The organism is Solibacillus sp. FSL K6-1523, from assembly GCF_038005225.1.
Classification (GTDB): Bacteria; Bacillota; Bacilli; order Bacillales_A; family Planococcaceae; genus Solibacillus.
Map to the genome: position 1 here is coordinate 617,758 of NZ_JBBOSU010000001.1, position 26,657 is coordinate 644,414.

Sequence of the window (26,657 nt, forward strand, 5' to 3'; positions counted from 1 at the left end):
GTACCATTACTTCCATATTAAGTGTATAATGTAATATATAAAATAGAGTAGGAGTGATAAAACTTGGATAATAAATTACTTGGAAAAGTCAGTAAAGGTATTGCTTCAACAGTTGTTGCTAGTCTTTTAGTATTTTCACAAGCAGGTGTATCTGATGCAGCTGAAGTAACGAAAAAAGTCGAGATTAACCCACAAGTTAAAATTTTAAATAATAATGTTCCAGTGGCTGGTAATGTTGGCCCAATCATTATCGATGGGACTACTTATTTACCTGTACGTTCTTTATCAAGTGTACTTAACAAAAATGTTCTTTGGGATGGACCAACTAAATCTATCTTTATTACAGATACAGTCGATCCAAATGCAGCAAAGGATGAGATTTATAATTTAGAAAGATTTATTAAAACAAAAGACGCTAAAATCAAAGAGTTGGAAAGCTCGATTAAAACGAAAGATAGTAAAATTACTGAGTTAGATAACTCAGGTAAAACGAAAGATGCTAAAATTGTGGAGTTAGAAAATGCAATTAAAGCAAAAGATGCTAAAATTGCTGAATTAGAAAAAAAATCTAGTACTTCCACTTCCCTAAAAGATTTACAGAAGCAATTGAATAAAGATTACGGAAGTTGGAAGAGTATAGCATTTGAGATTACACTTAAAGGAAATAAGAATGATATTGATGTTGAAATCGAAGTCAATTTAGGTAAGAGTACTAATAACAAAAATTGGTCGAACCTTTCAGAATCAACAGTTGAAAAATTCATAAAAAATATCGCTGATGATATTTGGGAAGTTTACGAAGATGCTGAAATCACGGGTGAAGTGATTGATATTGATGAGGACGATACATTAGTTGATTTTTACGGTAAAAATGGTAAAGTGAGAGATTTCGAGAAGCACGATTAAAATTAATGGATAACTCACTATAATTTATCAAAGGGTATTGAATATGGTTAGTTGAAGAAGTCTTTTGCGAGAGTAAATCTTGCAAGGGGCTTTTCTTTTTGCTTTTTAATTTAGGAATTGGAGAAATAAACCTCCAATCACAATGGATGCATAATTATTTTTAACACAATTTTACATAGCTTTTATATCACACTAACAATCTCGCATTATAGTTATCCTTGTAAGAAAAAATTTTTTGGAGGTTGTTTCATGTTTAAAAAGAAGATTTTAAAAAAAGCTTTACCTTTCGCAGTTCTTTCAACTGTATTTGTCGGAAGTTTAATTGGTCCAGGAGCTCAATCAATCGTGCAGGCTCAAGAAACAACTGCGAATAATCAATCTGAAGTGAAAAATGTTATTTTCTTAATTGGTGATGGTATGGGGACTTCTTATACATCTGCTTACCGTTATTTTAAAGATGACCGAGCAACACCTTTTGTAGAAAAAACAGAATTTGATAAATATTTGGTTGGTCAGCAAATGACATACCCAGAAGATGAAAAGGCGTCCATTACAGATTCGGCATCTGCAGCAACCGCGATGTCGTCTGGTATTAAAACATTTAATAATGCGATTGCTGTTGATAATGATAAATCGCGTGTCAAAACCGTTTTAGAAGCGGCTAAGGAAGCGGGGAAATCAACAGGGCTTGTTGCAACTTCTGAAATTACACATGCAACACCTGCTGCATTTGGTGCGCACAATGAAAGTCGTAAAAACATGGATGCTATTGCAGATGACTATTACAATGAACGCATTAATGGTGAACATACAATCGACGTATTACTTGGTGGGGGCAAATCGAATTTTGTCCGTACGGATGTTAATTTAACGGATTCTTTCAAACAAGATGGTTTTAGTTATGTGACAACGAAAGAAGAATTATTAAAAGATGGCAATGATCAAGTACTTGGTTTATTTGCGGATGGCGGATTACCTAAAATGATTGACCGTACAGATGCTGTACCATCACTTGCAGATATGACAACGACAGCGATTGATCGCCTAAGCAAAAATGATGAAGGTTTCTTCCTAATGGTGGAAGGAAGCCAAATTGATTGGGCAGGTCATGCAAATGATGTTGTCGGTACGATGAGCGAAATGGAAGACTTTGAACAAGCATTTAAGGCGGCGATTGATTTCGCGAAAGCAGATGGACAAACATTAGTCATCACAACAGCGGATCACTCAACAGGTGGGTTTGCGATTGGTGCGGACGGAAGCTATAATTGGTCAACAGATTCGATTAAAGCGGCTAAACGTACTCCTGGATTTATGGCTGGAAAAATTGCAGAAGGTGCGAATGTAGAAAATACCTTAAAAATGTATATCGATCAAACGCTTTTACCATTAACAGCTGAAGAAATTAATGTTGTCAAAGCGGCTGGAAAAAAAGCTTCAGATATCGAAACGGTAATTAAAGCTATTTTTGACAAACGTTCATTCACTGGTTGGACGACAGGTGGACATACGGGTGAAGACGTACCTGTTTATGCATACGGTCCATCGAAAGAACGTTTTGCAGGGTTAAAGGACAACACGGACCACGCTAAAGTTTTATTTGAACTATTAAACTTAGGGAGTCCAAGTGAGGACAAACACTAAATATATTGAATATGTTCAGAAATAAAGGAATCCTATGTGAGAGCAATCTTGCATGGGCTTTTTCTTTCAGTATTTTTAATAAAATACGGTGGAACAACTAATAGAATGGCTGAAGCTCTAAATAAAAATTGAACCACTTCTATAATTATTACTAGAAGCAGTTCAATACGAATAAAGCTATTCAATCAACTTTTCATTAAATTCGGCATACCTAGCTTGAAGCGTTGTTAAGTTGTTAGATAAATGCTTCAACATTGCTGCTTCGGCTCCTTCAGCGTCCCGGAGTAAGATCGCCTTTAGAATAATTTGGTGTTCTTCATAAATTTGTTTATTGCTACCTTCAATCTTTGAACTGGTAGGAAGCGAGGCTTTTAACGCTCGATTGTATAAATCAAATAAGTTTTCTAATGTCGAAATAAGCACTTCATTTTTTGTAGCATGAACGATTGATTGATGAAAGAGAAATTCTGGTTCATCATTCATATTATTTGTTTGGTCGAATTCCTGACAAAGTAAATCCTGTGCTTGCTGCATCTTCTGTAAGTCGTTGTCATCATGCCGTTGTGCTGCTAAAAAGGCTGCTTTTGTCTCAAGGATGGTTCTCATTTCTAGCAACTCAATGATTTGTTTGAATGAGATAACTTCGATTAAGGATTGATCAATGAGTTTTTCAAAAGGCTTAGGTCGAACCCAACTCCCACCACCGTGGATGGATTCTATTATTCCATGAGAAGATAACGCACTTAACGCTTCACGTATTGGGACTCGGCTAACATTAAACATTTTGGCTAATTCATTTTCTGACGGGAGTTTTGAATCGATTGGGAACTCACCAGATTGTATTTTACTTTTTATTTCATCTATAACTTGATCAGATATACGTTTTCGAACGATCATTGCTGATGCTCCTTTTAGTATTATAAAAGCCCTTCAATTTCTACTATTATATCACGGAAAAAGTAGTTGTCATGAAGGGCTTTATCAAGATTTAGCTTATTTTATTATTGTTGTTCTTTTCTTTTGCGCCTAAGCCCCATAACCCAAAATACTTATAGGCTACGATAATTGCCACACCCATAACTAGAAGTGTAATTGGCAAAATCCAAGGTAGTCCCATGGAGACGAGAATTGGTGCAAACGTAATAATCATAATTTCTACGGGAACCATGCCTATGTAGGATAAAGCATAATCATCTGACGTTTTACTTTTTAAATCAGGATCGACAATACGAAGAAGTGAAAGTCCCATTGCTACGGTTCCTGTACTCCAACCCCAGCCGAATAAGGATTTTTCAAACCAAAAATCTTTAAATATGTTTGGTCCGATAAACTTAAATATTAGATAAGCCCAAATTGTTCCAAAAATAAATAGGATAATTAAAGGTATCGCATAATCCATCACGACTACGATATTGATAGAAGCAATCCCGATTACAACTAAATAGTCAGTAGCACTTCCGCCAATTCGAGTCATTGTTTGTTGATCAACATAAGCGTTGGCCTTTACTTTTCGTATTAACATTTGGAAAAGTAATGCGACAACAAAGGCGATACTCAGTAAAGGTACAGAAATCCCAGGTAAAAGTGAGCCCAATACTTGTGTCACCCAATACGCGATACCAACAACAAATGCAACGATTGATAAATGTAAAACTAACGGATCAATCGAGCTCGATGATACGGTCTCATTCCCTATACTTGTGCGATCTTCGGGTTTAATTAACCCTGAACGCAATTCAGAAGGTAGATCTCTAAAGCTCGAAATAAATTGTGTTTGTCCTTTTTCGGTTCCTCTTTTTACAATAAGTATTCCACCTAAGACGGCAACTAATATTCCAACAGTAGCCGATGTCATACCTAAATCCATCGCTTCTTCCCATCCATGTAGACGGAAGGCTTCTCCAAGCGCGGCTGCTGTACCATGTCCGCCTAAAAATCCTGCGCCTAACATTAAGCCAAATCCACTAGGCAAGTCCGTAAAGATTTGACCAATGAATAACAGACCAAACAGGGCACCGCCACCCCACATTAATAATGTGAGTAACATCGAATAGGACCACATATCTCTAATGCGGCCAATGATTTCACCTATTTTAACCTTCGAACTACCTATTGGAATCGTGGCGAATATGATCGCAATTAATAGTCCTGGATATGAAGCGATTTGATCCGAGAACGGGAGTAAATCTGCTCCACTCGGTCCAAAGGCTAGTCCAATAAAGCCGGCGATAATACTAGCCGGTAAAAATAACGCTTGAATCCATTTTATTTTCGCACGTAAAATAGTTCCTACTAACAGCAAACCAGATACGATACTAATATCAATCATTAATGACCAAATTGAATATTCGTTCATTTTATTCCCCCTATATAGATAAGTATTGTTATTTGTAATACAAGTATACAACATTTTTTTGTGTATTGTATAGGGCTGTATTGTTATGCATTAGATGCGGATAGTTCAGAGGAGATTGAGATTGATAAAGAACAAGAGAAAGCAGCAACGGTTCGAAACGGTTTGAAAAATGAAATTGAGTTAGAGGCATTAGCGCTATTGACTCGAAATTGCTGCAAAAATTATTAAATGTTTGATTACAGCCATAGCCTACCAAGCCATAAATAGAAAAGGGTTGTGTAAAATGGGTATCTTTCATATGATAAATTAATAGAGAAAGCTTACTATAAAATGTTTATCTAGTAACGATATATAACGAATAGAACTATTGAAAATGGAGGGGATTTAAATGTCCGTAATGGAACGAAATCATATTAAAATAATTGGAGAAGGTACTCAAGTAATGATGTTTGGACATGGCTTTGGCTGTAGTCAAGTAATGTGGCAGTATATTGTGCCAACTTTTGAAAAAGATTACCGTATTATTTTATCCTGGGTTTGATCAGTAGTATTACGGGTAAAAGTTGTTAGACAAACGAAATCAGACAACAATAAACATTTAGTATTCTTACTACATAAACATCTTATTTTGGTTGTGAAATATAGGCGAAATGTATTTGATGATGAAGTATCTGAGTATGCAAAGGATATGTTTGAAAGAATTTCAGAGAATTACAATATAACATTAGTCGAATGGAATCATGATGAGAACCATATCCATGTCTTATTCAAGGTGCATCCGAATACCGAAATGACGAAATTTATCAATGCTTATAAGAGCGCTAGTTCCAGATTAATCAAAAAGGAATTTCCGAAAGTAAAACAGAAACTTTGGAAAGAAATGTTTTAGTCAAGGAGCTTCTGCTTACTCACAACAGGTGGTTCTCCACTAGATATAATTAAGAAGTATATCGAAAGTCAAGGTCAAAAGTGAGGTGAATTAATATGACTAAACAAAATAAAGCCTATAAATTCCGCTTGTATCCAACAGATGAACAAGCCCTTCTTATTCGCAAAACATTCGGTTGTGTTCGGTTTGTCTATAACAAGATGTTAGCTGAACGAAAAGAAATATATGAAAAGTACAAAGACAACAAAGCTGAATTGAGGAAGCAAAAACTACCAACCCCTGCAAAATACAAAATAGAATTTGAATGGCTTAAAGAAGTAGATTCTTTAGCTCTAGCAAATGCCCAATTGAATTTGCAAACTGCCTATAAGAACTGTTTCAATGGCACAGCGGACTTTCCGAAATTCAAAAGTAAAAAGGCAAGAAAATCCTATCAAACGAATGTAGTAAATGGAAATATACTGTTGCTAGATGGTCATATTAAATTACCGAAACTAAAACTTGTCAAAATCAAACAACATCGAAAAATCCCCTTAGACCATACAATCAAATCATGCACAATTTCTATGACACCAGCTGGGGCCTTTTACGTTTCTATTTTGACTGAATATGAAAAAGAAATTGTCCAGAAAGAAGTAAAAGATGTCATTGGATTAGACTTTGCGATGGCTGAACTCTACGTAAGTAGCGAGGATAAGAAAGCCAATTATCCCCGTTTCTATCGGCAAATGTTAGAACGATTAGCAAAAGAACAACGCATCTTTTCCAGGCGTACAAAGGGTTCTTCCCGTTGGTACAAGCAACGAATCATAGTCGCTAAATTGCAAGAAAAGGTGGCGAACCAACGTAAAAATTACCTGCATCATCAATCCAAATCTTTAGCTGATCAATTTGATGCGGTCATTATAGAGGACTTGAATATGAAGGGAATGTCGCAAGCCCTCCGATTCGGGAAAAGTGTCCACGATAATGGCTGGGGTATGTTCACGTTATTTTTAGCCTATAAACTTAAAGAACAAGGAAAACGATTAATCAAAATAGATAAGTGGTTTCCTTCTACAAAAATGTGTTCGAACTGTGGCAATCTAAAAGAAATGCCGATGTCGGAACGCGTCTATAACTGTTCCTGTGGTTCTATACTTGATCGGGACTATAATGCTGCTCGAAATATCAAAAATGAAGGTATCCGCTTGTTAGTTACCGAATAAACGATGTATAAATATAACTCTTGGAACAAGAGGGTTAGCTCGGTCTGTTTTCGTTGGCTAGTAAAAGCAATGATAAGTCGAGAAGCCCCCACTTCAAACAACCTGTAAGGGCGTTAAGTGGTGGGTAGTTCACTGAATGCTATTTGTCGTGAGCAAAATGGTATAAAAGTAACGGAATGTATTTTTGTGAAGATGGAAAAACGGATGAATTATGAATTAGAGCTGCGCACAAAAAAAGCGCAATTAGAAGAAGCCTATAAGGAACAAGAGCTGGCATTAGCGGAAATTAAAGTATTGCATGAGGAAATCGAGTTTAAACAACAAGAGTTAATGAAAATTAATACGAAATTAATGGAAGTATCCAATATCGATCATTTAACAAATATCGCGAATCGGCGCTATTTCCAAGAAAAAATCGAGTCGTATATGGGTAATGTACATAATGATGGTCAGATTTTTTCCCTGTGCATTTTAGATATTGATTATTTCAAAAAAATAAACGATACATTCGGACATATCGTTGGCGATGAAGTACTTATAAAATTAGCAAAACTACTGAAAAAATCTATACGTCCACAAGATTTCCTCGCACGTTATGGTGGGGAAGAATTCATCATTATTTTGCCGAATGCGAATGCCATCGAAGCACTAAATATCGCGCAAGTTTTAAATAAAACGATTGAACAAGCGGACTGGAAAGACATTGGTGGCTTAACGATTAGTTTAGGCGTCGCAACATGTGAAGAAAAACGTACACCAACGTCTTTAATTGCAGCTGCTGATGAAGCGTTATATGCATCTAAGCGTGGTGGGCGTAACCAGGCTACGCATTATGACTTTATGCATCATGGGGCATAATGATCTTTTAATCCAGAAAACATACTTGTGGCTTAGGGCTTTCTTTTTGCTTTCTTAGCTAAATATCGTGCATCGGATGCATAAACAATGTATTCAAACATATGTAGTAAAAATAGCCAGCCATCTAAAAAAATTAGATAGTTGGCTATAAAGTCAGTTTGTTTTTATTAATGCTCATACTCGATCGTAGTTTCTCTCTTTCCAGGTTTCACTTGTTCATATGCGTTTATTGCTGTTTGTACGTATTGCTTTGGATTTTTCTTATAGTGAATCCGAACAGGTTTTTCCTTATATTCATCTGTTTGCTCATATTCATGCTTGGCATCAGCTAAATGCTTTGCGCGTATTTCGCGTTCCTCAGGGTTTTGATGCTTTTCGATTTGCTTCGAAGCACGATAAGCGACCATTTGTACATCGGTTTTCGTTGGTGCGATTTTCATACCGAGCTCAATTACTTCGCGCTCATACATAACTCGGTCAATATAATCGACCATGCCCGGAGCATTTTTACGCACGTAAGCCATTTCCTCAGGCGTAAGCTTTTTGCCATTTTTCAATTAAACGCTGTGCCTTTGGGTCATCTTCACCCATATTTGTTCGTGCTTCCTCTATCTCCGTAATATATAAATACATTGAATTTGGTTATATGTGGGAAGTCCTATGTGAGATTTGCATGGGGCTTTTCTTTTTGCGCTCTAGCCTGTGTAAAATAGGTGATTAGGCTTCTTCCTCGTCCAGCGGAATTTGTCGAAGTTGTATGAGTGATACTAGTATCAGAGGGTTACTGTCGAAAAATACATTAGGGTATTACCAATATATCTCAAAAGCTCACAAAAGGTCTCATGGAGTTCATCTAATGCCGATGCTACCATTATGTGTAGGGCATATGAATTGCTCTATATATTCAATGTGACGTAATAGAAAGGCGTGATGATACATTGCCAAATTAGGCTGAGGTTCTGATTTTATACGGGAATAAGTAGCTGCTTCACCAACTTAAAATTGAAGGGAGATTAGCCTAAATGAGCTGTACAAAATGGAGAGCCTGTAAGAGTACTATTTTGTCTAGCATTTTAGTTGTAAGTTTACTAACACCTGCTTTTCCACGAACAACAACTGCTATGAGCAATTCAAATGCTTCCGATCTCTTTATATCCGAATATGTAGAAGGGGGCGGTTTTAACAAAGCGCTCGAACTATATAACGGCACAGGGGAAGCAATTGACTTGAGTGCTTATACGTTGGAACTATATGCAAATGGTTCGATGAATGCTTCCGCACAACTCGCTTTATCGGGAAATTTAAACGATGGGGAAACCTATGTAATCTATCATCCAGATGCAGTTACACAATTAAGCAGTAAAGGGGATTTAGAAAATGGAAGTGTGATTAATTTTAATGGTGATGATGCCATTGTTTTAAAAAAATCGGATAACGTCATCGATTCTTTTGGACAAGTAGGCGCTAGAAGTAACTGGGGAACGGATGTAACGTTAGTCCGAAACCCAACAGTAACAGCCGGCGATCCAATCTCGAATGATTCTTTTAATCGAGATGAAGAGTGGACGAGTTATCCGAAAGATACGTTTGATTATTTAGGGTTCCACGACATGGATGGGTCTTCTCCAGGAGAACCGGAGGAACCAGAACCAACAAATGTTCTATCAATTGCTGAAGCACGTGCACTTCCTATTGGTGAAACGGTTGCCATTAAAGGGACTGTTGCTGCTATCTTGAAAAATACGATTTCAGTTCAAGATGAAACAGGTGGTATTGCAGTTCGACCAACTAGTTTAAATGTGAAAAGCGGGGATGTAGTTATATTAACGGGTACATTGGCAGATTACCGTGGATTGCTTCAACTAGATAGTGCGACAATTGTTGACACTGTCGAAAATAGAGGGGAGCCTACGCCAAAAGTAATAACAGGTGCAGAAGTTTCTGAAGCGAATGAATCACAACTTGTAACAATTCACAATGTGGTTTTGTCTGATGTACAAGCTGGCAGTGGCTGGGCAAATTATGTTGCAACGGATGGACATGAGTTCCTTGTTCGAGATGAAAATGCTTCATTCAATTTAGCTGTTGGCACGACATATGATTCGATTACAGGCATTGTCCAGCAGTTCGACAATGATTATCAAGTTATCCCAAGGTCCAGTGCGGATATTGTTGCGGATCAGACATTGGTCCAACCTGCTTTAGCAAATCCGAGTAGTGGAACTTTTATTGGGAAAACAACGATTGCTTTAACTACAGGAACAGCAAACGCACAAATTTTCTATACGGTAGACGAAACGGATCCGATTGCAAATGGTGTTGTGTATACAACGCCAATTGAAATTGCAGAAGACACGGTGCTAAAAGCGGTCGTGAAAACAGATGATCAACGTTTTAGTGAAGTGAGTACGTACACTTATGTGATTGCGGATAGTCTTCAAATTCATGATATTCAAGGCACGGGTCATACTTCACCATTTAACAATCAAGTGGTGGAAGGGATTGAAGGAATTGTTACGTATTCCTTTACATTAAGCGGTTCTACGTATTACCACATTCAAACGCCGGATGAATTTATCGATGATGATCCAAAAACATCTGAAGGAATCGTTCTTTACAGTGGACGAAACACTTGGCCAATTCAAGTTGGAGATCTTGTTTCTGTTACAGGGAAAGTAAGTGAATTTGCCATTGACGGATATGATGATCGACAACAAACAGATATGAAAGTAACACAAATTAATGTGCGTGATGATCAAGGTGGGAAAGTGACAGTTTTAAAAAGTAATGTGACACTACCTAATCCAGTCATTATTGATGAAAACAATTTACCACAACAGCATATTGATAGTGATTACTTAACTGTTTTTAATCCAGATGTCGATGCGATTGATTTCTGGGAAAGTTTAGAAGGTATGCGTGTACAAGTTGGAAATGTGAAAGCAACTGCACCACAAGAGCATGGTGATTTAGTAACGGTTCTTGAAAGTGCAGCGACCAACACATTGCACGGTGGTCTTTTATTAGAAGAGGACAATGAAAATGCCAACCGTATTCAGTTTCGTTTAGAGCCGAATGGTCCAGGGCGAGATTTCGAAGTAGCAACAGGTGACGCATTTAATGGTCCGATTACTGGTGTAGTCGGCTATTCATTCCAAAACTATAAAATTTACGTTTCGTTAGATGAAATGAAGGCGGCACATAAAAAAGGAAACGCTTCGCCAGAAAAAACAACGATTGTAAAAGCGGAAGATAAATTGACAATCGCTTCTTACAACTTGGAGAATTTCTCGAACAATACGAAAACGACAACGGTAGATAAAGAGAGAAAATTGGCGCGAGCTTTCGCTATTGATATGCAAAACCCTGACATCATCGGCGTGACGGAAGTGCAGGATAATAACGGCCCTGACAACGGCGATTCAAAGGCGAATGAAAGTTATACGCGTTTAATTCGAGCGATTAAAGATGCGGGTGGCGTCCAATACGAGTACGTTAATATTGATCCGGTAAATAACGAAGATGGCGGACAACCGAACGCGAATATTCGAGTAGGCTTCCTATATAATCCGGCACGTGTAACATTAACGGAAGGGGCTTCTCACGGCAATGCTACAACTGCGGTCGGTTATGAAAATGGCAAGTTGACGCATAATCCAGGTCGTATTGAGCCGAACAATGAAGCATTTAAAAGCAGCCGTAAACCGTTAGTGGCACAGTTTGAGTTCCAAGGAGAATCAGTTATTGTAATCGCGAATCACTGGAATTCAAAATCAGGAGATACACCATTATTCGGATCGACACAACCGCCAATTTACGGTAGTGAAGTACAACGGAAAAAGATTGCCTATATTGTTCAGCAATTTATTGCAAACGTTAAAACTGAAAATCCAGATGCAAATATTGTATCTGTAGGTGATTTTAATGACTTCCAATTCTCTGAAAGCTTAAAAATCCATGAAGGCGATCATATGACGAATATGATTAATAAAGTGGAAACTTCTGATCGATATTCGTATGTATACCAAGGGAATTCCCAAGTGCTCGATCATATTTTAGTATCCAATAATTTAGTCGAGCAAACAGAAATCGACATTTTGCATATTAATGCGGATTTCACTGACATGGCGGGACGTGCAAGCGATCATGATCCGATATTAGTACAAGTTGGGTTTGGTACGCCAGTTATTTGGGAGCCACTGCCAATTGGAAAAGAGTATAACTTAATAAATGAGAAGAAAAAGCAAGTAGTCATTGCAGAGCCGAGTGTTTCAGTGTATATGGATGCAGCGACAATGCTGAAAGAAGGTATTTATCTAAAAGGGAATTATGCAGAACTAACAGGTGAAGGATTTAAAACGAATCGTGTTATTTTGCAACCGAAAAAAGATGGCATAAAAGTGGATTTAAAAGGCACAACGATGGGACATATCACGGTTGAAGGACCGAATAAAGTGGCTATTAAAGGTGCTGAAAACATCCAAAAAATCGAATATGTTGCAGGGGCTAGCGCGGAAAATACCGTATTTTATGATTCGAATGGAAAGCAAATTTATAATCCAACGAAAAATGAAGCGCCTGTCATGACAAAAGAGATTACGAATCAACAAGTGAAACCAGGTGTGACGCTGTCAATCGCACTCGCTGACCATTTCACAGATCCAAACGGTGATAAATTGGTCTATTCTACTTCGAAAGGGACTATTAATCTATCGACGGATGTATTAACGCTAAAGCTTGAAAAAGGTAGTCATATTATCAAGGTTACGGCAAGCGATGGAGCGAAGTCTGTATCAATTAGTTTCAATGTAACGGTGTCAGATGAGGAAATACCACCAAACCCAGCGGATGACTACTATAAAGAGGCAAATGGCAAAGAGGGACAGGCATTAAAAAATTCCCTTCATAGTATCATTTCTAATCATAGGCAACTTAATTATTCAGAAGTGTGGGAAGCATTGCGAGAAACAGATGAAGATCCGAATAATGTTAATAACGTCATTTTGCTTTACTCAAATGAATCCCGTGCAAAAACTCGGAACGGCGGCAATGTGGGAGACTGGAATCGTGAGCATGTATGGGCAAAATCCCATGGCAACTTCGGTACGAGTAAAGGACCAGGGACGGATATCCATCATCTACGCCCAACAGATGTACAGGTGAACAGCGCCCGTGGAAATCTTGATTTTGATAACGGTGGAAAAGCGGTTAAAGGCTGTGACGGTTGCTTGAAAAGTTCAAATTCTTGGGAACCACCAAACCGCGTTAAAGGTGACGTAGCAAGAATGCTATTTTACATGGCTACTCGATATGAAGCGGGTGACCGTGTTGATCTTGAATTGAACGAAAAGCTAAATAACGGTTCGGCTCCCTATCACGGCAAGCTTTCTATTCTATTAGAATGGCATGAAATGGACCCAGTTGACGAATTTGAGAGAAATCGAAATGAAGTAATTTTTAAATGGCAAGGCAATCGTAATCCATTCATCGACCATCCGGAATGGGTGGAATTAATTTGGAATGCGTCGTCTGATTCGAACGTTTTACAAATGGCATCATAGACAACCACATACATGAGCAACGCACTAAAAATAAAGTGTAGTATGGAGGTATTTAATGAAGAACAAATGTATAAATCGACTATTTAGTTCAATTTTAGTTCTAGCTATGATCTTTTCGTTGTTTAGTCCGATTCAAATGGCATCGGCAAACGAAATAAAACCATTTAAACAAACGACACAAAGCGAAAGCACGATGCAATTAAAGGCAGCGATTGCCGACCAATTAAATGTGCTAGATGGGGGACCGCAATTACACAAAGAATTGCAAGGTTTATCTGGCAATCAAGACTTGGCGGTCATCATTCACTTATCTGAAAAACCAGTAGCTCTTGAAAAAGGGATACACAACTTAAATGGCACAGCTTTCTCTACTGCACAGGAAAATCAAGTGCGTACAAAAGTCCAATCACAGCAAAATTTCGTACTAAAAGAATTACGTTTAAACAACATTAATATTGAAGAAGGCTATTCTTACGACACCGTACTAAATGGATTCTCTGCCGTAGTAAAAGCGGATGATCTAGATAAACTTCTAACAATTGAAGGCATTACATTAGTTGAGCCTGACACAATTGTTTATGCTTCAGAACAACCATTAAAAAATAAACCTACGACATCATCGAATCCACTAAAAAAAGATGCACAACTCGATGCATTAATGAATACAAGTAACTCATTTTTAGGTATTGAAAAGCTTTGGAATGAAGGGATTGAAGGGCAAGGGATCAAAGTTGCTGTACTAGATACAGGAATTGACGCCGATCATCCAGATTTTGCGGGAATTTATAAAGGCGGAAAAAACTTTATTCCGAATTCGTCTTCTTATACAAGAAATCGCGCGGACGATGATGCATCTGAAACATCACCTGTAGAGCGTCCTGCGAATATGCCTGAATTTAATGACAGAGGAAGTTCTTTCTATACGTCACACGGCTCGCATGTAGCAGGAACAATCGCTGCAATTGGTGCGAATGAATATGGGATTAAAGGGATTGCACCGAAAGTAGATTTATATGCATATCGTGTACTTGGTGCATATGGAAGCGGTGCTACATCTGGTATTGTGAAGGCCATTGACACAGCTGTCATTGAAGACATGGATGTTATTAACCTTTCATTAGGTGGAGGGGCGAACACTGAGACTGATAGTGGATCATTTGCCATTAATAACGCGATGATGGCTGGTACAATTTCGGTTATCGCAACAGGAAATGAAGGGCCTAATCGTGGCACAATGGGGACGCCATCTACGGCTCGTTTAGGAATTGCTGTAGGGAACACGACGAACCCAGAAGTGATGCATAATGGACAAGTAAATATTACAGTTGACAGTTATCAATTAACGAAACAATTGGAAATAATGGGGACAACTTTCGGAAAAGATTTAGCGACACAACTTCAAGGTGAGTTTGAAATTGTTGCCGTTCCTGGATATGGAGAAGCAAAAGATTATACAGGTATTGACGTGAACGGGAAAGTGGCATTAATTTCTCGTGGTGATATTGCATTTGTCGATAAAATTGAGCATGCAAAGGATAACGGTGCAATCGCAACAATTATTCATAACTTTGCGGGCGGAACAAATGCACCAAATGCTTCAGGAACATTTTTAGGAGATTCATTTGCATTTTTACCATCGTATGATATGTCTCAAACAGATGGGGATGCAATTCGCGCAGCTCTAAAAGAAGGAACAGGAACAGTTACTTTTGGTAACTTTAGCTCTACTCAAACAGTTGGTGATGAAGTAAATGATTCAAGTTCACGTGGACCATCTACACCGAACTTTGATATTAAACCAGATGTAACAGCACCTGGTACAAATATTATGTCTACAATTCCAATGTACAAAGCAGATTTCCCTGACGCAACGTATGAAGAGGCGTTTGACCGTAAAACGGGTACGTCAATGGCTACTCCACATATCGCGGGTATCGCTGCGCTTGTTAAACAAGCAAATCCGAGTTGGAATGCATTTGATGTAAAAGTAGCACTTTCAAATACGGCAAAAGTACTTGATCAATCGAAATATGATGTATTTGCGCAAGGTGCAGGTCGAGTAAATGCTTATGCTGCTGCACACCCAAATGTACTTGCATATGCAGTGGATCAAGCCGTGCTAGATAGCAGCGGTGCAATTGTTGAAAATTTAAAGGGTACTGTAACATTTGGACCTCAGTCACTAGAGGAGAATATTTCTGTTACGAAACAAATTGTTGTGAAAGATATGAAAGGGAGCGGCGGGAATTACAATGTATCGGTAGATGTTACGAAATCATTTGGTGATGCACAAGTAACGGTTGATAAATCGTCGTTCACATTAGCTGGGGAGCAAGTGTTAGATATTGCATTAACCGCTTCAAAAGCTACAGCTTCACAGGGGGCAGAAATTTTAGGATATATCCATATTAACGGTGGAGATACTGCAATTTCATTACCATTTGCAGCAGACTTTGGTGGTGGATCTCAAACAGAGATTACGAATATGGCAATTACTGAAACAGACCTATCTTTCAATAATGACGGTGTGAAAGATTCAGCAGTACTTTCCTTCATACTAACAGGCGATGTTGCAACAAACTATATTGAGATTTGGGATATTATGAATCCTGAAGGCGGCGAATATGGTGATGGTTATATTGGTTATTTACATGGTGCGAATTTCCTTGCAAAAGGATCTTATACATTAAATGTAGCAGGTCAGTATAGACCATGGAGCGGCGCAGCGCCAACAACAATTCCAGACGGTCTGTATACAATTGACTTTACAGCACAAGCAGCATCAGGGATTATTGGAGACTATGTAGGACCGATTGTTGTCAAAACAACAAAACCAGAAGTTACAGGTACAGTTACAGAAAAAGTGGCGACTGGACAAGTAGTGGATAAATATCTTGACTACAACGAAGAATTATATTGGTACGGTTTAGACTATGATTTAAATGAAAAGCTACAAGCATCATATATTCCAACGATTAATGGCAAAGAGGCGGCAGCGGTACCATTTAAATTAGCACAAGATGGTACATTCACATTCCCTGTAACAGATGAGACAGAAGCGGTGAAAGTAGTTGTGAAAGATGCAGCAGGAAATGTTGGAGAAGCAATCATTTTTGAAAAAGAAGAACAAGAAGCAGTTGTAACACTGTCAGTTGACCCAACGGAGCTAAAATTAACGACTGGCGAAATGGGGCAAGTAACGGTTACAGAAACGACAACACCAGAAAAAGGTGAAGCTACGAACAAAGATGTAACTGCCGAAGCAACGTATGCAGTTGCTGACGAAACAGTTGTAACGGTTGTAAATGGAACGGTTACAGCAGTAGGTCAAGGTTCTTCGACAATTACGATTACTCATGGTAAAAATGAAGTAAAAGTAAAAGCCACAGTAGTAGATCCTGCAGTTATCGTACCTGGCGTAACACTAAAGGCAAACAAAACGGACTTTGATTTACAAAAAGGGAAAGAAGCACAATTAACGATTAAAGAAGTAACGACAGCAACAGACGGCACGACGAAACAAAAAGACGTAACAAAAGCGGCTAAATATACAGTAGCAGATAAAAATGTTGCTTCTATTAAAGAGGGCTTAATTAAAGCTAAAAATGCAGGAACAACAACAATTACTGTTAAATATGGTAAAAACGAATTGTTAGTAAATGTAACGGTTACGGAATCATCTGTTACGTTAACTACGAACAAAACAGAAGTGAATTTAGAGCAAGGCAAGGAAGAAAAATTAGTGATTAAAGAAGTAACAACAGCAGCAGATGGCACAACGAAAGAAAGAAATGTAACGACAGCTGCAACGTATAAAGTAGCAGATAATAAAGTTGCTTCTGTAAAAGACGGTTTAATCATTGCTAAAAATCCAGGTAGCACGGAAGTTACCGTTAAGTATGGTAAGAGCGATGTGACAGTTTATGTGACAGTTTATGTGACAGTTACTGAACGTGATGTTACATTAACGACAAACAAAACAGATATTACGCTAGAGCCTGGAAAAGAATCGAAATTAACGATTAAAGAAGTGACAACATTACCAAATGGAAAAACAAAAGAAACAAATGTTACAAAAGCTGCAACGTATGAAGTAGCAGATGGCAATATCGCATCTGTAAATGCTGGTGTTGTAACAGCGAATGAAGCTGGCACGACAACTATTACAGTGAAATATGGCAACAACAAATTAACGATTAATGTAACGGTTACGAAGCCAAATGTGGAGTTAACAACAAACAAAATACAAATTGATTTAGAGCCACAGAAAGAATCACAACTTACAATTAAAGAAGTGGTAACCGGGGCAGATGGTAAAGCAAAAGCAACGAACGTTACAAGCTTAGCAACTTATACCGTGGCAAATAAAAATATCGCTTCTGTATCAAAAGATGGTTTAGTAAGAGCTAAAGGTGAAGGGAATACAACAATTACAGTGCAATATGGTGGAAATGAACTTACGGTAAATATAAATGTGACAGTTCCAACTGTGACATTGGATGTAGACCAAACACATGTTGAATTGGTAGCTGGTAAGGAAGCGAGCCTGAAAGTGAAAGAAATAACAAAAACAGTAGATGGCAAAACAAAAGAGAAAAATGTAACGCAAAACGCAAAGTATCAAGTAGCGGATAAACAAGTAGTAACTGTAAGTGAGGGAGTAATACGAGCAAAAGCAGCAGGAGAAACAACGATCACAGTTAAGTACAGAAATAATGAAAAAGTTGTCAATGTCATAGTAAAAGAGCCTAAAGTAGACATTACTGTAGACCAAACACAACTGGAATTGCTAGCAGGACAGGAGGCACAAATTACTGTTAAAGAAGTGACAACTTCGGTAGATGGACAAATTACAGAAAGAGACGTAACAACTGCTGCAAAGTATAGAGTAGATGATGGGCAAGTAGTTTCCGTTTCGAACGGTTTAGTAAGAGCAAAAGCCGCAGGAGCAACAACAATCACAGTTATATACAATGGGGAAAAAATACCTGTAGATGTGATTGTTACAAAACCTGAAGTATCAATCTTAGCAAACCAAACAGAAATTAATTTAAGCTTAAATCACCAATTCCAACTAAATATTACTGAAGTAACAACAGCACCAGATGGATCAGTAACAGAAAAAGATGTAACAAATGCTGCAAAATATAAAGTTGCAGACAACAAAATAGTTTCTGTATCAAATGGTTTAGTAAGACCGAAAAAAATTGAAGGTACAACAACAATTACTGTGACATATGATAAATTAAAATTAATTATTGATGTGACTGTTGGCAGCTTTGCGAAATCTGATGGTGTGCTAATGATAGAAGACATTTTCATTATCGATGACTCGTTCAGAATGAATGAAAATCTTACAATGGATGACTCGTTCAAAATGGATGAAAATCTCATAGTGGATGATTCGTTCATAATTGATGAATTTTTCACATCTAATGCTTATCCGATAGAAATTTAATTTCAAAACACCGTGAATACTGTGCAGCTGCATAGTATTGCACGGTGTTTTTTATATTACCTCAATTATGTGAACCCGCATCGGTAGTTGACTATTGATTAGCATGTGGCTGCTGCACAGGATGAGTATCATTCATAACAAGTATCGGTCGCATCATGTCGTGATCTTCATGCTCCAAGAAGTGACAATGCCACATGTAATAGCCTGCATGATCCTTCCAGTGCATAATTAGTTTTGTCACCGTTCCAGGTTCTACTTTTGCGGTATCCTTCCAACCACGTTCATAGTCTCGTGGTTCTTCAGTGGGACCTGTAAATTCAAGCTTTCCATCCTTATCATAAAGAGCCACATTAAATGGTCGCCGTTCGAGAATTTTAAATTGCACTAAGTGGATGTGTACTGGGTGTGGGAAAGGTGTACCGTTAATAATATTCCATACTTCAATACTATCAAGAGCAGGCTTTTCCGTTACCGGGTCATGGAACATTTTATTATCTAGCATAAGCATCGGTCTTCCGTAAGAATCGGTGGATACAGTTAATGGTAAGTTTCGCTGGATATGGGCGTGGTGCTCGTGTAAATCCATCGGTTCAGCAAGTCGTTCTGGTATTTCACTCGTATCTGTCCCCATCAAAGGAGCGTTCACTTGAAATTGCATCACGACATTCGTATGTTCATCCGGAAATTCCGTATCCAAATTTCGTAACGTAATTTTCTCACCAATCCAATTCGAAAAATCAATAATGAAATCAAACCTTTCTGCTGGTAGTAGTTCCACCGAATTGATTTCACAGGGTTCAGTTAAAAATCCGCCATCTGTTCCGATTTGAATGAACGGCTGATCATTTGAAAGACTTAAAACATAGCCCCTTCTATTCGATGCATTGACAATTCGGAATCGGTATTTTCTTGGCTCCACACTTAAAAAAGGCCATACCTTCCCATTTACCGTAATGGTATTGCCGGTAAATCCAGGTGTGATAGAAGGATGCACTGGCACAGGAAATGGCGGTGCATCTGGATAAAAAATGGAGCCATCTTCATTAAAAGAACGGTCTTGAATCATGAGCGGAATTTCATATTTGCCCGAAGGAAGTTTTAACCGCTCCTCCAAACCATCACGCAGTAGGTAAAACCCCGCTAACCCTGCATAGACATTCAGTCGCGTTATGCCCATCGTATGGTCGTGATACCACATTGTCGTACCTGGCTGATGATTTGTATATTCATGCACTTTTCTTTTAAATTTTGGACCTGTATGGATGTAATCTTTGCTATACCAGGATTCGGGGTTGCCATCACTTTCCCAATTGACATTTGCCCCGTGCAAGTGAACGACGGTTCTTACTTCTACTGAATCTGAAACGCTATGGAGTGTACGATCTACGGGGAGGAAATGTTTTGTAGGCAACCGGTTATTATATTTTACATACGTTGTTTTATCCTTGCTCGCCTCAATTGTCGGTCCCGGACAAAGCCCATCATATCCCCAAACTTTAGACAGAGGGAAATGCTTATGAAACCGATGCCTAGCTTCCTTCATTTGTAATTCATAATAATCCCCATCTTTACAGTCTTTATTAGGCTTCCTTTGGGCAGTAGTAGGCTTTTGTAGTGGATCGACGAATTTTGGAATCGTATTTGGATCAGATGGATTAACTTTATTTTGCAAAAAGCTCACTTCCTTTTTATCCATATACCTAGTTATATGTATGAATCTAGGCGGATAACTGGGCGCTTTCATAATATTAACGGCTCAAAGATGCTAAGTTCTCTCCACTTCAACCATAATTTGCGTGACATAATTATCCTCTCCACTTACCGAAATTTCGTCTAATACATATTCTTCATATGCATAATTCCCAAGAGTAATCGGCTGTGCATCGATAAAATCCATTATTTTTTTATACGTAATTGGAATGTTTTTATCACTCCCTTTGTGATACGCAACGACATAAAGGCCTTTTCGTTTTGTGTAAAGGGAAACACCTTCTGCTTGTTCGACGATTTTCGTATATAAATAGGAATAATTATCGTAGTCCTCTTGCAATATTTTTTCTTTACTTACAACTGCACCAATCGGGTGACCTATATCTAATTCCTCTGTATACAAATAATCAATAAATGTCGATACCGAGCTTAAAAATTCCTTATCCGAGCAATCTAAAATCGATTCACTTAAAAATAAATGTTCTTTTTCTTGCTCCACTAGCTGAATTTGAGAAAAATCAATCGTTAATGCGTATTCTGTTAAGGTGATTTTTGTGTCGATAATCTTTTGGATTTGGTTCAACGTTTGTATCTTTTTTTCAATTTCCAAGGATTTTCCTTTAAGAAGCTCAATTAATTCAGATGGTGTTTTCGTTCGCAAAAATAATTTAATGTCTTTTAACGGCATATCCACTTCCTTCAATAATTCAATGACATTAAAAACATCGAATTGATGATACGAATAATAGCGATAGCCTTTTTCAGTTTTTACTTCTGGGGATAGCAGCCCAATCTCATCATAATGAAAGAGTGTTTGTTTTTTTACATGACAAAGCTTTGCAAATTCTCCCGTTGTGAAGTATTTTCGTAAATTCTCACTCATTTTGAAGTCTCCTCCTTGACTGTACGGTAACTGTATACTTTAAGATATAACTATACCACAATAAATAATGGAACGTTTCCCGCGTAGTTCATGCGGAAAAAAGAGAGGATTTGATAGTCATGGGTATAAGCATTCATGACGTAACACAAGAAAATGTACAAGAAATTTTAAATTTACGAGTAGGAGAGGCGCAACAAGGCTTTATTGAAACAACGCAGCAATGCTTGGATGAAGCGAAAGAATGTGCGAATTTTAAACCAGTTGGCCTGTATTCGGATAATGACCTCATCGGATTTGCGATGTATGGGTATTTCCCAGAGAGTGAGGAAAAAGGTCGTGTATGGCTAGACCGGTTTTTAATCGATGTTCAGTTTCAAGGCTTTGGTTATGGAAAAACGATGCTCGACGCGATGATTCGAAAATTAGCAAATGAATTTTCATGTGATGATATTTATTTAAGTGTATATGAAGACAATAAAGCAGCAATTCGCTTGTACGAAAAATTCGATTTTCACTTTAATGGAGAGTCGGATGAAAATAATGAAAAAATTATGGTGAAAAACTTAAACGGACAAATACAATAACTCAAGTACAAAATATTAGGTGAAAAAAATGAATGAAACATTAAGAAATACCCCCACGAAAAAACTATTTATATCGTATTTAATCCCTTCGATAATCGGTATGCTTCTCATGGCAATTAACATATTAGTTGATGGAATCTTCGTAAGTAATGGCGTAGGTCCTGAAGCATTAGCAGGCGTCAATATTGCCGTCCCAATCTTCTCTATTTTACTATCGATTTCTCTATGGATCGGCATGGGTGGAGCTACTTTGTATTCCATTGCACTCGGGCAAAATAATGAAAAAAAAGCACAGTCGATTTTCACGCAATCTTTTTTCCTCGCGACTTTTATTGTAGGAATTTTAGTTGTACTTTGCTTATGGAAGCAAAAAGAACTTGCCTATCTATTCGGTGCAAGTGACGAAATATTCCCATACGCGAAGGATTATCTTCAAATTATCCTATTATTCGGTGTGATTTACGTAATCGAAAATATTTTAAGTATCTTTATACGAAATGACGGCAATCCGAAGCTAGCAATGATCGGGCTCGGCGTTACTTCTGTATTAAATATCGTTTTTAACTATGTATTTATTTTCATGATGGATATGGGCGTAAAAGGCGCGGCATATGGTACAGGGCTTGCGACTGTTATTGGTGTGCTCGTGTTATTAACCCATTTCTTCCGTAAATCAAGCATTTTGAAATTTACGACACTAAAACTTGAAATGAAAACAGTGAGTGAAATATTGAAAATCGGTTTACCAAGTTTCATTGTAGAGGCATCAGCAGCGGTGACAATTATTGCATATAATATTACGTTTATGCATTTCGTAGGAGCGGTAGGGGTGACAGCATATGCAGTCGTTAACTATATGCATGCGGTTTTCCTTATGTTATTTATAGGAATTGGCGCGGCACTTCAACCGATTGTCAGTTACCACTATGGTGCGAAATTATACAAACGATTACAGCAGTTTTTAAAGCTCGGCGTCATAACGGGCATTGTGTTTGGTATTGGCATTTGGTTCATCGGATGGCAATTTAGTGAAAATATCGTGGCTCTATTCGGTGAAATGCCAGCAGACGTTTTAGCATATACGACGAAAGGAATTATGCTCTTCTTCATCGGTTATTTATTTTTAGGCTTTAATTTAGTTTACGCAGAATACTATCAAGCGATTAAAAAGATTAAACTTTCTTCCATTATAATAGTAACGAGAAGTATCGTATTATTTTTACCTTTGTTATGGTTGTTACCAACATACTTCGGTGGTGATGCGATTTGGCTTGCTTTCCCAATCGCAGAAGGAATTACTGCCATTGGGTTAATCATTGCGAGAAAGAGGTTGCAAGTTTTAAAAAATGAAACGGCTGAACCAGTGTTGAGTGCGTGAATGAAGTTTTGATGGAAAAGTTTCTGAAATATAGGGAAGACGGATAACATAAAATCCTGGGAATTTATATACCTATAAAAAATACACAAAAGTGATTCTTATGCATGTAAACTAGATACTAAGTGGCGAACATGGGATAAAAATTATATAATTAAAGGTAAGATGTATTAATGAAAGGGGTTGGAAATGCTATGGAGGAATTAAAACTGGAGTCGAAGGAATTTAAAAGAGTTTTACACAATTTGCACTTGGAAAACTTGAGTCTTTCACTTGATATGCAAAAAAGAGTGCTTGATCTCATAAATTCCAAAGTTTCTATTACACCTACTCTTATAAAGGACATACTTCGACATGGGAAAATATAATGAGAAGGAAAATGATGACTTTTTTTTAAAATACGATTCAGTTTATTAAATAAATATACGATAGAACAAAATGCTAATGTACTCTTTGTGAATGACCCAAATGAAACTTTTCGGGTCTTTTTTTATTGAACCAATAATAAATACGTTATCACAGATTTTGATGAAGAAGATTTAAAATCATCGCCTAAATTGTTTAGTAAGGCGCTACTAGCTTCTATTTATATGAATCGTTCAAATAAGGAAATGAGTATGTGGAGTGATTACAAGCGGGCCTTGTTGCGGGAGGTTTGGTCATTAAAAAATATCAAACGTCAAGAAATGAGTGCGCTATTATATTTCGTTGATTATTTATTGAAACTACCCAAAGAAATGTCGGAGCAGCTAAAACAAGAAATATTTATGGAATTTCGAAAGGAGGATGGAAGTAAGTTGGAATTATACAAAGAAGATTTACCACCAACACTAGCGGGAATTTTAGACCTAGAGCGGCAAGAAGGAATTGAACAAGGAAGGAAAGAAAGAGGGAAGGAAAGAAGGAAGAGAACAAGTAATAAGACAAATGGTTGTTAGTTTAATCGAAAATGGATTTTCAGATGAGATGATTGCGCGTGTTACGAATCAAACAATGGAGCAAGTACAAGCAATTCGAAGAGAAATGACGTTAAAATAGGGCTACTTAGTTAATGAATTCATAGGTTTTGAACAGGTGCACATTCAATACGACTGTTGTAAACCAATCAAAACTCCAGTATACTTTCTCGGTATAGAGAGACTGAGAATCGAGGATGAATTTAGATGGTATTTGAAGAAGTGTTACCGCGTTTAAAAGCGGGAGAGAAAGTAATCCGCGCTGGTTGGGGCGGTGCTGAATTGTATGTGAAACTTGTTGGCCAAAGTGAACATGACGGCGAAAATTTGAACCCGTATTTCTTAATTAACGTGCGCGGTGAGGGATATACAATGTTTTCACCAACTGTGTGCGATTTGTTGGCGGAAGATTGGATTATTGTAGAATAACAGCTAAAGCCCATCGATGAGATCGTGGGCTTTTTCATATGGAGGAAATAAACAATGAAATTTGAAGAATACATAGGAAAAACAGTTTTTATAACAGGTGCAGCTTCGGGTATTGGACAAGCACAGGCAATTGCATTTTTAGAAAATGGGGCGAATGTATTTGCGTTTGATGTGGAAGAGGCAGGATTGTTACATCTACAGCAACAATATCCCAAAAACTTTGCGTATTATGTTGGCAGCGTGCGTAAAAAAGAGGATGTCGAGCAAGCGTTTCAAAAAGCATTAACCACATTTAAACGAGTAGATATTTTGCTAAATACGGCTGGTGTGTTAGACGGCTTTGCGAAAACGCTCGATACGGATGAAGAGCTATGGAATAAAATTATGGATACGAATGTAAAAGGTACGTATTTTGTGACGAACACGATTTTACCGCATCTATTGGAGAGAAAATCAGGCATCATCATTAATATGGCATCCATTGCAGGGCTTGTTGCCGGTGGTGGGGGCGCGGCATATACAGCGTCCAAACATGCGATTGTTGGCTATACGAAGCAATTACATGCAGATTATTGTCGTGAAGGCATTCGTGTCAATGCAATTGCACCGGGGGCGATTCAAACACCGATGAATCAAGCGGATTTTGAAGGAGACGGTGAAATGGCAAAATGGGTGGCAAATGAAACACCTGCAGGACGCTGGGCACAGCCAAGTGAGGTAGCGAATTTAACACTATTCTTAGCGAGTCAAGCCGCTGATTATATGCACGGAGCGGTTATACCACTAGATGGCGGTTGGATTGCGAAATAGACCTGTTCTCGAATAGATTCATTTGTTATAATACGCAAGTAAGCAAAATCAATCACGCTTGCACTACGACACTTCAGATAGGGCGTTCGGCTCTCTTCCTTTGGTCGTAGTTATTACTAAAATAGCGAATCTGCTATTTTACAAAGGAGAATGAAAATTGAATACATCTGTTTTAAAAGACTCATCACGCACTTCTACAAGGGAGCTCACAAAAATCTCGCTTGTTGCCGCGTTGTATGTCGCAGTGACTGTTGTCTTGTCCGTCATTAGCTTTGGTGCGGTACAACTACGTTTGTCGGAAATGTTCAACTATTTAATGCTGTACAACAAGCGCTATATCGTAGCCGTAACACTAGGTGTCGTGCTCGCAAACTTTATGTCACCTATGTGGATAGTTGATGTGCCTGTTGGCGGGATTGCAACATTTCTTGTATTAATTTTGTGTCGTATAGTAACGAAAAGAATGGAAAATATTAAATTAAAAATGGTTGTGACTGCATTGATCTTCACGTTTTCAATGTTCACAGTCGCAGGACAATTAACAATTCTTTACGGCTTCCCGTTCTGGGCAACTTGGTTTACAGTTGGCGTTGGAGAGTTATTGTCAATGACTGTTGGTGGTGTGACAATTTATTTATTAAATAAGAAAATAGATTTTTCGAAATAGATTAGGAGAACGCACTTACTTAGATGAGTGCGTTTTGTTTTGGAAAATTAATTTAAATTATTCTTTAGATGAAGATAAAAGTCTCAACGGATAGGACATACCGTGTAATCTCATAAAATATATTTTCATAAATTGTAGTGAATTAAATTATATGCGCATCTATTGCATCAAGTTCCAAGCCGTCTATCAAAATTTGATAGACGGCTTTTATCATGAAAAAGTTATTTTGTCAATGTCTTGATGATTTACTATAATCTCAAAAAAAATAGCAAAACACGATGAAAATTGTGACAGATGAAAACGGCTAAGAAAACAATTCTCTGAATCTTCCAAAATAATATTGCGTTTTACGACAAGAAACTC

At 37.8% G+C, this 26,657-nt stretch carries 18 protein-coding genes and 1 pseudogene; 14 read left to right on the forward strand and 5 right to left on the reverse strand.

The window, feature by feature from the left end; all coding sequences use genetic code 11:
• The first annotated feature begins 63 nt into the window (after positions 1–63).
• A complete protein-coding gene (locus MHI10_RS02915) occupies positions 64–906 on the forward strand; it encodes a stalk domain-containing protein (protein ID WP_340782774.1) in 843 nt (280 codons plus the stop codon).
• A 249-nt stretch (positions 907–1,155) separates the two neighbouring features.
• The gene (locus MHI10_RS02920; RefSeq protein ID WP_340782776.1) at positions 1,156–2,550 is read left to right on the forward strand and encodes an alkaline phosphatase; all 1,395 of its coding nucleotides are present in this window, start codon (positions 1,156–1,158) and stop codon (positions 2,548–2,550) included.
• A 177-nt stretch (positions 2,551–2,727) separates the two neighbouring features.
• Here MHI10_RS02920 and MHI10_RS02925 read toward each other — a convergent pair whose 3' ends face one another.
• A complete protein-coding gene (locus tag MHI10_RS02925) occupies positions 2,728–3,447 on the reverse strand; it encodes a FadR/GntR family transcriptional regulator (RefSeq protein ID WP_340782778.1) in 720 nt (239 codons plus the stop codon).
• A gap of 91 nt (positions 3,448–3,538) precedes the next feature.
• Positions 3,539–4,906: a sodium/glutamate symporter gene (locus MHI10_RS02930; RefSeq protein ID WP_340782779.1), complete on the reverse strand. Its 1,368-nt coding sequence runs from the start codon at positions 4,904–4,906 to the stop codon at positions 3,539–3,541.
• Between the two features lie 388 nt (positions 4,907–5,294).
• Between MHI10_RS02930 and MHI10_RS02935 the strand changes: the two genes are divergently transcribed.
• From MHI10_RS02935 to MHI10_RS02950, 4 genes and pseudogenes are all read left to right on the forward strand, one after another.
• Positions 5,295–5,447: an alpha/beta fold hydrolase gene (locus MHI10_RS02935; RefSeq protein WP_340782781.1), complete on the forward strand. Its 153-nt coding sequence runs from the start codon at positions 5,295–5,297 to the stop codon at positions 5,445–5,447.
• Between the two features lie 36 nt (positions 5,448–5,483).
• A pseudogene (tnpA, locus tag MHI10_RS02940) lies at positions 5,484–5,879 on the forward strand (IS200/IS605 family transposase); the annotation flags it as partial.
• An 11-nt stretch (positions 5,880–5,890) separates the two neighbouring features.
• A complete protein-coding gene (locus tag MHI10_RS02945) occupies positions 5,891–7,003 on the forward strand; it encodes a transposase (RefSeq protein ID WP_340782782.1) in 1,113 nt (370 codons plus the stop codon).
• Positions 7,004–7,123: 120 nt separating this feature from the next.
• Positions 7,124–7,861, forward strand: coding sequence for a GGDEF domain-containing protein (locus MHI10_RS02950; RefSeq protein ID WP_340782784.1), 738 nt, complete (start codon positions 7,124–7,126; stop codon positions 7,859–7,861).
• A 167-nt stretch (positions 7,862–8,028) separates the two neighbouring features.
• On the opposite strand, the gene MHI10_RS02955 is transcribed toward MHI10_RS02950, so the two are convergent.
• Positions 8,029–8,376, reverse strand: coding sequence for a hypothetical protein (locus tag MHI10_RS02955; protein ID WP_340782786.1), 348 nt, complete (start codon positions 8,374–8,376; stop codon positions 8,029–8,031).
• 546 nt (positions 8,377–8,922) lie between these two features.
• Here MHI10_RS02955 and MHI10_RS02960 point away from each other — a divergent pair.
• Both MHI10_RS02960 and MHI10_RS02965 read left to right on the forward strand, forming a co-directional pair.
• Complete coding sequence (locus MHI10_RS02960) at positions 8,923–13,422, forward strand: endonuclease (RefSeq protein ID WP_340782788.1); 4,500 nt, start codon at positions 8,923–8,925, stop codon at positions 13,420–13,422.
• A gap of 55 nt (positions 13,423–13,477) precedes the next feature.
• Positions 13,478–18,880: a S8 family serine peptidase gene (locus MHI10_RS02965; RefSeq protein WP_340782791.1), complete on the forward strand. Its 5,403-nt coding sequence runs from the start codon at positions 13,478–13,480 to the stop codon at positions 18,878–18,880.
• Positions 18,881–18,971: 91 nt separating this feature from the next.
• On the opposite strand, the gene MHI10_RS02970 is transcribed toward MHI10_RS02965, so the two are convergent.
• Together MHI10_RS02970 and MHI10_RS02975 are read right to left on the reverse strand one after the other, a co-directional pair.
• Positions 18,972–20,576, reverse strand: coding sequence for a multicopper oxidase family protein (locus MHI10_RS02970; protein WP_445683172.1), 1,605 nt, complete (start codon positions 20,574–20,576; stop codon positions 18,972–18,974).
• Between the two features lie 69 nt (positions 20,577–20,645).
• Positions 20,646–21,473, reverse strand: a complete 828-nt coding sequence (locus MHI10_RS02975; protein ID WP_340782793.1) for a MerR family transcriptional regulator — start codon at positions 21,471–21,473, stop codon at positions 20,646–20,648.
• 119 nt (positions 21,474–21,592) lie between these two features.
• Here MHI10_RS02975 and MHI10_RS02980 point away from each other — a divergent pair, with 119 nt between their 5' ends.
• From MHI10_RS02980 to MHI10_RS03005, 6 genes are all read left to right on the forward strand, one after another.
• A complete protein-coding gene (locus tag MHI10_RS02980; protein ID WP_340782794.1) occupies positions 21,593–22,057 on the forward strand; it encodes a GNAT family N-acetyltransferase in 465 nt (154 codons plus the stop codon).
• Positions 22,058–22,085: 28 nt separating this feature from the next.
• A complete protein-coding gene (locus MHI10_RS02985; protein WP_340782795.1) occupies positions 22,086–23,435 on the forward strand; it encodes an MATE family efflux transporter in 1,350 nt (449 codons plus the stop codon).
• Between the two features lie 794 nt (positions 23,436–24,229).
• Positions 24,230–24,370, forward strand: coding sequence for a hypothetical protein (locus MHI10_RS02990; RefSeq protein ID WP_340782798.1), 141 nt, complete (start codon positions 24,230–24,232; stop codon positions 24,368–24,370).
• Positions 24,371–24,595: 225 nt separating this feature from the next.
• Positions 24,596–24,817, forward strand: coding sequence for a DUF2829 domain-containing protein (locus MHI10_RS02995; protein ID WP_340782799.1), 222 nt, complete (start codon positions 24,596–24,598; stop codon positions 24,815–24,817).
• 54 nt (positions 24,818–24,871) lie between these two features.
• Entirely contained in the window at positions 24,872–25,627 is a 756-nt protein-coding gene (locus MHI10_RS03000) for a 3-oxoacyl-ACP reductase (protein WP_340782800.1), read from the forward strand.
• A 157-nt stretch (positions 25,628–25,784) separates the two neighbouring features.
• Positions 25,785–26,294 (forward strand): QueT transporter family protein, encoded by a 510-nt coding sequence (locus tag MHI10_RS03005; RefSeq protein ID WP_340782801.1) that lies wholly within the window; start codon positions 25,785–25,787, stop codon positions 26,292–26,294.
• Positions 26,295–26,657: the final 363 nt, after the last annotated feature.

Coding starts and splice junctions, on each gene's coding strand:
- MHI10_RS02985 (WP_340782795.1), top strand. CDS start 22,086: ATGAATGAAACATTAAGAAATACCCCCACGAAAAAACTATTTATATCG.
- MHI10_RS02980 (WP_340782794.1), top strand. CDS start 21,593: ATGGGTATAAGCATTCATGACGTAACACAAGAAAATGTACAAGAAATT.
- MHI10_RS02925 (WP_340782778.1), bottom strand. CDS start 3,447: ATGATCGTTCGAAAACGTATATCTGATCAAGTTATAGATGAAATAAAA.
- MHI10_RS02995 (WP_340782799.1), top strand. CDS start 24,596: ATGGTATTTGAAGAAGTGTTACCGCGTTTAAAAGCGGGAGAGAAAGTA.
- MHI10_RS02970 (WP_445683172.1), bottom strand. CDS start 20,576: ATGGATAAAAAGGAAGTGAGCTTTTTGCAAAATAAAGTTAATCCATCT.
- MHI10_RS03000 (WP_340782800.1), top strand. CDS start 24,872: ATGAAATTTGAAGAATACATAGGAAAAACAGTTTTTATAACAGGTGCA.
- MHI10_RS02975 (WP_340782793.1), bottom strand. CDS start 21,473: ATGAGTGAGAATTTACGAAAATACTTCACAACGGGAGAATTTGCAAAG.
- MHI10_RS02920 (WP_340782776.1), top strand. CDS start 1,156: ATGTTTAAAAAGAAGATTTTAAAAAAAGCTTTACCTTTCGCAGTTCTT.
- MHI10_RS02945 (WP_340782782.1), top strand. CDS start 5,891: ATGACTAAACAAAATAAAGCCTATAAATTCCGCTTGTATCCAACAGAT.
- MHI10_RS02935 (WP_340782781.1), top strand. CDS start 5,295: ATGTCCGTAATGGAACGAAATCATATTAAAATAATTGGAGAAGGTACT.
- MHI10_RS02930 (WP_340782779.1), bottom strand. CDS start 4,906: ATGAACGAATATTCAATTTGGTCATTAATGATTGATATTAGTATCGTA.
- MHI10_RS02965 (WP_340782791.1), top strand. CDS start 13,478: ATGAAGAACAAATGTATAAATCGACTATTTAGTTCAATTTTAGTTCTA.